We start from the raw sequence: 8631 nt of genomic DNA, 5'->3' as shown, positions 1-8631 counted from the left end.
GGAAGGCGTAACCGAGCAGATCATCGCGCTGTTCCTCGGCGGTTTTGGCGCGGCGCGGCGCGGCGGTGGCGGGTTCCTCTGGCTGGCTGGAGCGCTTGAAACGTGGGCGGGTCATGCCTCCCAGTATGCCCTCCCGGTTCGGCGCACCTTGACCCTGGTTGGTCAAAGGGGGCATACTGTCAAAGTTGCCTCTGGACATAGAGGCAGACCAGCCTCCGGGCTGCCCGCGCGGGAAGGCGTACCTACAAGGCCCCCCGACGCATCGCGTTCCCGTCCAGAAACCTGCGCCCGTTGCAGGTGGGAACCGCCCCGCACGGCAGAAGGCCGCAGTGGGAGAACCAAGGAGAAAGAACATGGCTTTACGTCACAAGTCCGCCCAGAAGCGCCACCGCCAGAGCCTCAAGCGCCGTATGCTCAACCGCAGCCGCAAGAGCACCATCAAGACCTTTACCAAAAAGGCCCTCGAGTCTGTGACGGCTGGCGCCGATGTCGCCGCTGCTCAGAGCAAGGCCGAGAGCCTGATCGACAAGGCCGCCAAGGGCAGCACCCTGCACAAGAACGCTGCGGCCCGCAAAAAGAGCCGCCTCGCCAAGGCCATCAACAAGGCCAAGGCTGCCCAGCAGGGCTAAAGCTTTAACACGCAGTCTGCACGGAGGCCGCCTTTCGGGGCGGTCTTTTTTGTGGCAGTCTGGCCCGGCATATAAGCTGGGGGCATGAAAGTGGTTATCAGTGTAGATATGGAAGGCGTGTGCGGCGTGGCATCGTGGGTGCAGGTCAGCCCGCCCGAGTTCGGGGGACTGGTCAACGGCACCGAATATCAGGCGGCTCGTGAGCGCATGACGCTAGAAGCCGCCGCCGCCGCTGAGGGTGCGCTGGCAGGCGGGGCCACCGAGGTGCTGGTCAACGACAGCCACGACACCATGCGAAACCTGATTCCCGAACTGCTGCCCGACGGCGTGACATTTACCAGTGGCAACGACAAGCCCCTGAGCATGGTCGAAGGCGTGCAGCATCCGGGCGTGGGGGCACTGCTGTTCGTGGGCTACCACGCCCGCGCCGGAAGTATGCGCGGCCCGCTGGCGCACACCTGGAACGGCGCGGTCAGGAACATGCGAATTAACGGCGTAGACACCGGCGAATACGGCCTCAATGCGCTGCTGGCCGGACATTACGGCGTACCAGTGGTGTTTGCCAGTGGCGACGACGTGGCGATGGCCGAGATCAGGCAGGAATTGGGCGAGCAGGTCGTGTGCGTTAGCGTCAAGGAGGGCCTCAGCAGCTTTGCCGCCGTGCACCTGCACCCGCGTGAGGCTCAGCGCCAGATTCGCCAACGGGCTGAGAAGGCGGTCATGGCCGCCAAAAAAGCCGTGCCGTACACGACGCGCTGGCCCGCCGCCTGTCAGCTGACCTTCGACCATGAGGCCCGCGCCGATGCCTGTGAGCGGGTGCCCGGCATCACCCGGATCGATAACATCACGGTGGGCTGGGAAAGCCCCAATGCCTATCACTTATTTCAAACGTTCCGGATGCTGGCGAAGGTCGGGGAAGTGCGGCTGAACGGCTGAGTCTTCTTGCTGCTGGCGACCGGTTTTGCTGCAACTCTTATGTAGCCGTTTTAGAGCAGCTTGCATGGTTACGGCGTTTGAAGACCCCTGCCTTAAACAGCTGCGTTGGGTCAGAGCGGCTTCTGGGTCAGAACGGCACCTATGAAGGGGCCTAAGCGTGTCCCGACCGTGCTGGAATTGAGCGTAATCCTTATCAGTCGGCCTAAGGACGGTCAAAAGGGCCTCACCTTAGAGCATGTTGCAAAAGGGTGGCGCTCTTTTGACCATCTTTTGGCCGACTAGAGCGAGTGAAAAAGAAAGAGCAGGACGTAGAATGAAGGGGGCAGCGGTGTTCTTCCGACATGCGCATAATTCGGGGAACTGCCCTAAAATGCTGTAACTTGGCGTATGCAAATCAGGTCTTTGGTACTGCTCGGCGCGTTAGCGTTTTCCGGCCCAGCGGGAGCGGCGACCCTGTGGGCCGGGGCCGACGCACTTACTTCAGGGTTCGGCGTCCACGCCGGAAAATCGCTGCTGCGCGTACCTTTTATCGGAACACTGGGCGTCGAAGGCAACCTTGAAAAGGGCTGGAGCGACAAGCCCAACCGGTACGCGGCGGGGGTGACGGTCCGTGATCTCAACCTGCCGTTTACTAAGGTAGACGCCTTCGGCACACTGGGGGCCGAGTACAGGGGCGGCACCCACCTCTACGCCGAAACGGGCCTGCGTGGGCCTCTGCTGGGTCCGGCAGGCTGGCGGGCCTTTGTGCGGGCCAACAGTGCCCGTCAGTTCGGCGCGGGCGTCGGGCTGGAGCTGCGCTTCTAAAGGGGGCCGGGCTGAATTACCCTCTGTATTATCCTCGGTCGGCCCTGATTCGTAACACTTCGTCCAGAATTTTGCCCGCGACCTCACGCTTGCTTAGGCGGGGCCAGTCCTCGTAGGTGGCGTCGGGCCGCACCAGCGTAACCTGATTGTCGTCGCCGCCAAATGAAGTGCCCTCACGTGTGGGGTAATTCAGCAGGATAAAGTCGGCGTTCTTGCGCTGCGCTTTGGCGGCGGCCCGTTCGATTCCGGCGTGTGTTTCCATGGCAAAGCCGACCAGCACGCGCCCGCCTTTGTGCTGCCCGAGTTCGGCCAGAATGTCCGGGTTAGGGGTCAGGTGAATGGTCACGTCGCCAGCGACCTTGGCCTGTTTTTCGCTGGCCTGGTTGGCGGCGCGGTAGTCGGCCACTGCCGCCGTCATCACGACGACCTGGGCCGTCTGTGCGGCCTGAACAACGGCTTCCCGGAGTTCAAGAGCAGTTTCGACCCGCACCACACTTATTCCGCGTGGGCTAAGCAAGTTGACCGGGCCAGTCACCAGCGTGACTTCCGCTCCACGGTCACGGGCTTCCTCGGCCACCGCGAAGCCCATCTTGCCGCTGGACGGGTTGCTGATAAACCGCACCGGGTCCAGGTATTCACGTGTTGGCCCCGCTGAGACCAACACGCGTACCCCCTCTAGGTCCTGCTTGACTGGGCGCAGCAGGCCCAGCGCGGCGGCGGCGATGTCTTCCGGCTCACTCATGCGGCCCAGGCCTTTGCCCTCGCCCTGGGTGCCGAATGCGCCCACTTCCGGCCCCAGAAAGTGGTGGCCCCAGCTCCGTAGCGTGGCGGCGTTATGCTGCACGGCAGGGTGGTGCCACATTCGCTCGTTCATGGCCGGAACCCACAGCACCGGGCCTTCTACACTTAGCAAAGTGGCGCTGGCAAGGTCGCCCGCGTGCCCGTGCGCCGCGTTTGCCAGCAGCTCTGCCGAGGCTCCGATCACCACGGCGGCGTCTACTTTCGCCAGCTGAAGATGCTGAGCAGTGGGCCGCGCCGCGAACCAGCTTTCATCGGTGGCGACTGGCCCGTCGGCGGCAGTCGCCAGGCTCAGTTCGGTGATGAACTCCAGAGCGGCCCGCGTGGCGATCACCCGCACCTCGGCCCCGGCCTCGCGCAGTCGCCGCAGCGCCGAGGGAGCTTTAACGGCGGCCATACTGCCTGCCACGATTACCAGAATCTGTGGTCGCTGTCCTCTGTCCAGGGGGGCAGACGGAACTTCCGAAGTGGGCATCATGCAGGCAGTTTAGTGGAATGGCTCCAAGAGAGCAGTTTGCACCGAAAAGACCACGTTGTTTGAGGCCTTTGATGCCAAGAAGCGGGCAGGCCCCATCCTGGGTGCCGTTCTGCTCAAGAAGCGGGCAGGCCCCATCCTGGGTGCCGTTCTGGTCAAGACAGCGGGCAGGCCACTTCAGTCGGGAGTCTGCCCGCGCACTTGTACGCCACTTTCCGCATGTGGCCCGGTGGTAGGGAGGAGGAGCTGAGCGGGTGGCTCGCCGAGCGGCGTGACCTCGATGATTCCGTTCGGAGAAACGCTGATGACGTGCCGTTCGGCCAGACTCCAGATGGCGCGGTGAACGGCCATTTCGCTGGCTGCCTTTCCCTGGGCCAGTGTGTCGAGCAGTTCGGTATAGCGCGGCGCTCGCCGCTCGCCTCCGGCCCACGCTGCGGCGTCTAGCGCCCGCAGGAGCACCCGGCGTTCCTCGGTGGTCGTGGCGACGGCCAGCACCTTTTCGCGGGCCAGCAGTCGGGCGCTGCGTTCTTCGCGTTCGCGTCGGCGCTGGGCCAGTGCGGTGTTCAGTTCCGGGTTCACCGGGCCGCCTGGCCTAGCCTGCCGCGCCTCGATCAGCATTTCGAGGCGCTCATCAGCGCGGGCCTGCGCTCCGCTGCGTAGCGTTTCGGCGCTTACCTTCAGGCCAGAGGCCACTTCCTGCACGCGGGGATCGCTCAGGGCGCGGGCCGCGAGTCGCCGGGCCAGACTTCCTAGCCCTGATCCTGTCGGCTCTGCGGCAGGAACGGCAGTCACCGGATCGCTAACTTTCTTAGGCTTGCTCATATCCCAAAGGTGGCACGTTTCCGGGGGGCAGACATCCCCCTTTAGAGCATTTTGCAAAAAGATGGTGCTATTTTGACCATCTTTTTGCCGAGTGGAACGAGTGAACAAGAAAGAGCACGACGTAGAGTGAAGGGGGCGGTGGTGTTTTTCCGACGCGCCCATCATTCGGAGAACGGCTCTAAGTATGTTGTCCTTAACAGGACAAGCCTTCGGAGCAGCGCCGACCTCTGCATTCCCAGACCCCTAGTTCTCTTGCCCACTCCGTTCGGAAAAACAGTTTGCGCGTATGAACTATTTTTCAGAGCGGCCTTGCAAAGCTGCGCGGCACAGCGAGTAGGCAAGCGGCGGGTCAGGTGGGCGGCGCGGCTCTGTTTCTGGTCGGCGCCGACCCCGCTTTAAGCTGTAGACATGGGCCGTAATTTCCGCATTGTCGCTGTGCAACCCAAGTGGGCAGCGACCGACTTTATTTCGGCTCAGGCGTTCAGGCGCTGGATGCGTGGGCAACTGGAACAGGCCCGGCCACATCTGCATCCGGAGCGGCCCAATCTGGTCGTGCTGACCGAGCTAAACGGCCTGCCGCTGGTGCTGCGGGGCGGGGCCTGGGCCTTGCCGCTGCGTACCTTCGAGCGGGTGGCGGCAGCGCTGGTCATCGCCCGGCTGGTGCGGGTGCTGCCGCTGATATGGCGCGAAAAGGTGTCGCCCGTTCGCGCCTTGCAACTGGTGGGCAGCCACGAGAACGCCCAGCTGTACCTGCAAACCTGCCGTGACCTGGCGCGTGAATACGGCGTGTACCTGTGCAGTGGCAGTGCGCCGATGCCGCGTTTTTTTCTGGCAGGGGGGCGCATTCGGCGCAGGCCCGGCATCTTGACCAATCAGGCCGTTCTTTTTGGTCCGGCGGGCGAACTCATCGGCGCGTCCGATAAGGTGCACCTGACGCCCAGCGAACAGGCGGGCGGGGTAGACCTGACGCCGGGCAACCTTGCCGAGCTGCGCGTGTTTCCGACCCCGGTGGGCGACCTCGGCGTGGCGATCAGTCTGGACGCTTTCCGCCCGGACGTCATCGCGTGGCTCGAACGTCTGGGCTGCACGGTCTTGTTGCAACCAGACGCCAACGGTGCGCCTTGGACCAGTCTGGAAGGTTTGCCGCCCGACCCGGCCCACGTGCGCGATCAGCCGGTGGCCTGGCTGGAATCGAGCTGGCAGGTCACAGTTACGAGTGCGACCATCCGGTACGCGGTCAACCCGATGGTGGTCGGTAATCTGCTGGACCTCTCTTTCGATGGTCAGAGTGCGATTACCGCGCGCCCGGACGAGGCTCCCGAACTCCGCAGCTACGTGCTCACGTCGCCGCGCCCTGGGTTTCTGGCGTTGGCTCCCTGGGTTATGCAGGGCCACCCGGAAGCCCTGCGGCGGCGGGGCAAGGAACTGGCTGCGCTGAGTGGCTCCCCGCTAGAGAACACCTATCATACGGACGTACTGAACGCCGACCTGACGTTGCCTGAGACGGTACTCCCCGTGCCGCAGCCAACGCCGCATGAGGAAGCCCTACGCGCCTTGCTGGATTTGCCGGCCCCGGCTGCCCGGCGCCTGGTCTGGCCGTGGCTTCTTGGTCTGGGCGTGATGGCCCTGGCTTTCGGGGCAAAATGTAAAGGCGCACAACGTAGAAGAGATTGACAACAAGAAGCGCCCCTCGTATACTTCCCCTCGCGCTTAGGAAAGCCTCCTGGCGCACCCACCGCAGAGCAAGTTTAAGCACGGGGGGTTGGCCGAGTGGTTGAAGGCGGCAGTCTTGAAAACTGCAGTGGGGCAACCTACCGGGGGTTCGAATCCCTCACCCCTCGCCAAAGTTGTACTGCATGACAATCTGGAGAGGTGGGTGAGCGGCTTAAACCAAGCGTTTGCTAAACGCTCGTACTCCAAAAGGGTACCGCGAGTTCGAATCTCGCCCTCTCCGCCAAGCAGTACACCACGTACCTGTAGCTCAGCTGGATAGAGCGTCTGACTACGGATCAGAAGGCCAGGGGTTCGAATCCCTTCAGGTACACCAATCAAAGCCCCGCCCAGTGCGGGGTCTTTCTTTTGTAACTGTCTTGCTGAATACGCTAATTCGGCCTCGCTACAACTACCGGACAACTACCGTGGCAGCAAAGAACCAATGCAGCCAACTTCCATTCTCTGTCGCCTCTGCAACTTCCAGCTTCGGCGGCTGGGGAATCAACTTCGGCCCAGCGTTCAAGTCCTTATCCAACACAGGCCCATACACGTCCTGTCAGAACCACACCCAAAGTTCTCCCGTCAAGCCTCGTGAAACGCACAAGGACGCGCCTCGACTCAGGAACTCGGCCTGCTCTCCGGCTGTGGGATTGCTGACCCATTCTTGCTCATAGCGGAGGAACTCGGCAAAGTGCTCGTTGATCTGCGGATCAATCCTTCGCCACTCCTGTACCACCTCAGTGAACCACTTGTCCCAAGAATCACACCAGACCGAATCAACATTCAGGCTGGCGCATTTCAGGCGACGTTTGAGCGTCGCACTCAAGTTGATTCCTCCTGCGCGAGTAGCGCCTCTTCCACAGCGGCAAGACGGCACTCCTGCTCACCAACTTCTAGCGTCCGCATCAGGGCTATGGAGATCTGCGTCAGTGCGTGAGTTGCCTTGAGTCGCAAGAGCTTATCTTCGTCGTCAAGCATCTCTTCTGCTGTGTCCAGAGCCTTGTTGAGCGCATTGACAATACGATTCAGGTCAACAGGCAACTTGGCACGGTTGGCAATTCGGCCCAAGTAGGTGCGATGGGTAGGCGTGGCCTTCAGGCCGCTCATCACTTCCCTCCCATGCCACTCAGCCAATGCTGACGCTGGCTATCACGCTCAAGTTGTCCTAGTCGATATTCTTCGTTCTCACGCTGAATCTCTTGGGCATGAATCCACATGGCTATGGACTGTCTAACTATTGCTTCAGCCTTGCTGCGTGGGTCGTTTCCATCCGATTCCCGCAGCGGCAAGCTGTATTCCTGCTCGAAGGTGCGGTCAATCTCGCCCGTAGCCGGAACAATTCGCAGCTTGAGCGGAGTTAGGTCAAGCTCCCGATTGGCGAATCGCTCGCGCAATTGCTCAGCAGTCAGCCCCAAGCTGAACAACTCTTCCCAAGCCTGACGGTGCAGGCTGTCCCACTCGACGCGCATCTCATCCAAGGCCAGCAACTAAGCAAGTCGTCTCGATCTACTCCTTGTTACCCTTCCTAACAAGGAGCAGATCACTAGCATCAACTTGACTTTTGCAGGTGGCCTTGGAACTGGGATTGCCGTTTATCGAAACAACCGGCTGGCTCTCCGAGGCCAATGGTAACTGTGCCAGCAACGACTATACGCACCCACTGGCATTCGCTCCTGGCACCGACGAAGGCCACCGGAAGGCGGGGCGGCTGCTGGCTCAGGCGCTGGGCACTCTAGGCGTGCCGATACTGCCGCTCTAAACAGAGGGTCAGCCTCTACACTGTCCTTATGGCCCAAACCCGTTTTGCCATGATGAGCGTCGTCGTCCTTTGCTTCACGTCCTGTGGTTCGGATGTCACACTAGCCGCACCTGTAACTGTCGGGGCCTGGGTGCGGCAGGGCGACTGCCAGCGCACCATCACCCAGGGCGCAAATCTGACATTCGCCGTCCAGGGGGCGACGCGCGTCACCGCTCAGGCATACACGCCAGCCTCAGGGACGTACCCGAGTCGGCTCGCGGTCAGCGTGGACGGCGGTCCCTGGAACGTGGTCGAAGCGCCCATCAGTGACCACAGTCAACAGATCATGCTTGTTCCTTCGCTCAGCCGCGCTCACCACGATATTCGCGTCGTGGTGAGCGGCATTCACGAACTCAGCCCCTTCTGGAGCGGTGACGCGGGCCTGATCTGGTGCGGCGTCGAAGGAGATGCGCTCGCGCCAAGCGCCACACCCACGAAAACAGCCCTGTTCATGGGCGACAGCATCACGGCAGGCATCGTCATTCGTGGGCACGATAAGCGCAAGGGGTACCCCGCCACCACTCCAGCCCAGAGCGCAGCCGAACTGGCGTGGCCTTATTTGACGGCCACGGGGCTGGGCCTGAGAGGCTGTCTGAGGCCCATATCGTCGGAGTATCCATGCTGCCCTCTTCATCAGGCGCACAATCGCTGGAGCA

Annotated in this window: 11 protein-coding genes and 3 tRNA genes; 9 read left to right on the top strand and 5 right to left on the bottom strand. The window is 62.1% G+C overall.

Translation table 11 applies throughout. The features are described 5' to 3' along the window. Nucleotides 1-353 precede the first annotated feature (353 nt). From rpsT to QZ269_RS10765, 3 genes are all read left to right on the top strand, one after another. Nucleotides 354-629, top strand: coding sequence for a 30S ribosomal protein S20 (gene rpsT, locus QZ269_RS10775; protein ID WP_291426711.1), 276 nt, complete (start codon nucleotides 354-356; stop codon nucleotides 627-629). An 84-nt stretch (nucleotides 630-713) separates the two neighbouring features. Continuing rightward, complete coding sequence (locus QZ269_RS10770; protein ID WP_291426710.1) at nucleotides 714-1565, top strand: M55 family metallopeptidase; 852 nt, start codon at nucleotides 714-716, stop codon at nucleotides 1563-1565. Between the two features lie 387 nt (nucleotides 1566-1952). Beyond that, the gene (locus tag QZ269_RS10765; protein WP_291426709.1) at nucleotides 1953-2369 is read left to right on the top strand and encodes a hypothetical protein; all 417 of its coding nucleotides are present in this window, start codon (nucleotides 1953-1955) and stop codon (nucleotides 2367-2369) included. Between the two features lie 28 nt (nucleotides 2370-2397). Here QZ269_RS10765 and coaBC read toward each other — a convergent pair whose 3' ends face one another. Together coaBC and QZ269_RS10755 are read right to left on the bottom strand one after the other, a co-directional pair. Continuing rightward, complete coding sequence (gene coaBC / locus QZ269_RS10760) at nucleotides 2398-3642, bottom strand: bifunctional phosphopantothenoylcysteine decarboxylase/phosphopantothenate--cysteine ligase CoaBC (protein WP_291426712.1); 1245 nt, start codon at nucleotides 3640-3642, stop codon at nucleotides 2398-2400. 177 nt (nucleotides 3643-3819) lie between these two features. Continuing rightward, the gene (locus QZ269_RS10755) at nucleotides 3820-4464 is read right to left on the bottom strand and encodes a hypothetical protein (protein ID WP_291426708.1); all 645 of its coding nucleotides are present in this window, start codon (nucleotides 4462-4464) and stop codon (nucleotides 3820-3822) included. 408 nt (nucleotides 4465-4872) lie between these two features. Between QZ269_RS10755 and QZ269_RS10750 the strand changes: the two genes are divergently transcribed. From QZ269_RS10750 to QZ269_RS10735, 4 genes are all read left to right on the top strand, one after another. Further along, on the top strand, nucleotides 4873-6138 hold the full coding sequence (locus tag QZ269_RS10750; protein WP_291426707.1) for a nitrilase-related carbon-nitrogen hydrolase: 1266 nt from the start codon (nucleotides 4873-4875) through the stop codon (nucleotides 6136-6138). Between the two features lie 82 nt (nucleotides 6139-6220). After that, nucleotides 6221-6308: transfer RNA gene (locus tag QZ269_RS10745), tRNA-Ser, on the top strand. Between the two features lie 22 nt (nucleotides 6309-6330). Then, nucleotides 6331-6421, top strand: a tRNA-Ser gene (locus QZ269_RS10740). A 13-nt stretch (nucleotides 6422-6434) separates the two neighbouring features. Continuing rightward, nucleotides 6435-6511 (top strand) — tRNA-Arg (locus QZ269_RS10735). Between the two features lie 222 nt (nucleotides 6512-6733). On the opposite strand, the gene QZ269_RS10730 is transcribed toward QZ269_RS10735, so the two are convergent. Genes QZ269_RS10730 through QZ269_RS10720 form a run of 3 tightly spaced genes read right to left on the bottom strand, consistent with a single transcriptional unit; the run spans nucleotide 6734 to nucleotide 7655 of the window. After that, entirely contained in the window at nucleotides 6734-7003 is a 270-nt protein-coding gene (locus QZ269_RS10730) for a hypothetical protein (protein ID WP_291426706.1), read from the bottom strand. Beyond that, the gene (locus tag QZ269_RS10725) at nucleotides 7000-7284 is read right to left on the bottom strand and encodes a hypothetical protein (RefSeq protein ID WP_291426705.1); all 285 of its coding nucleotides are present in this window, start codon (nucleotides 7282-7284) and stop codon (nucleotides 7000-7002) included. Before QZ269_RS10725 ends, QZ269_RS10730 begins: the two co-directional genes overlap by 4 nt. After that, nucleotides 7284-7655, bottom strand: a complete 372-nt coding sequence (locus QZ269_RS10720) for a hypothetical protein (protein WP_291426704.1) — start codon at nucleotides 7653-7655, stop codon at nucleotides 7284-7286. Before QZ269_RS10720 ends, QZ269_RS10725 begins: the two co-directional genes overlap by 1 nt. A gap of 83 nt (nucleotides 7656-7738) precedes the next feature. Here QZ269_RS10720 and QZ269_RS10715 point away from each other — a divergent pair, with 83 nt between their 5' ends. Both QZ269_RS10715 and QZ269_RS10710 read left to right on the top strand, forming a co-directional pair. Further along, complete coding sequence (locus QZ269_RS10715) at nucleotides 7739-7936, top strand: hypothetical protein (RefSeq protein WP_291426703.1); 198 nt, start codon at nucleotides 7739-7741, stop codon at nucleotides 7934-7936. A 28-nt stretch (nucleotides 7937-7964) separates the two neighbouring features. Beyond that, on the top strand, nucleotides 7965-8631 hold a 667-nt coding region (locus QZ269_RS10710; RefSeq protein ID WP_291426702.1), incomplete at its 3' end, for a hypothetical protein.

The organism is Deinococcus sp., assembly GCF_018260405.1.
In the GTDB taxonomy this organism is placed as follows: Bacteria; Deinococcota; Deinococci; order Deinococcales; family Deinococcaceae; genus Deinococcus.
This window is presented reverse-complemented; position numbering and strand designations above follow the sequence as displayed.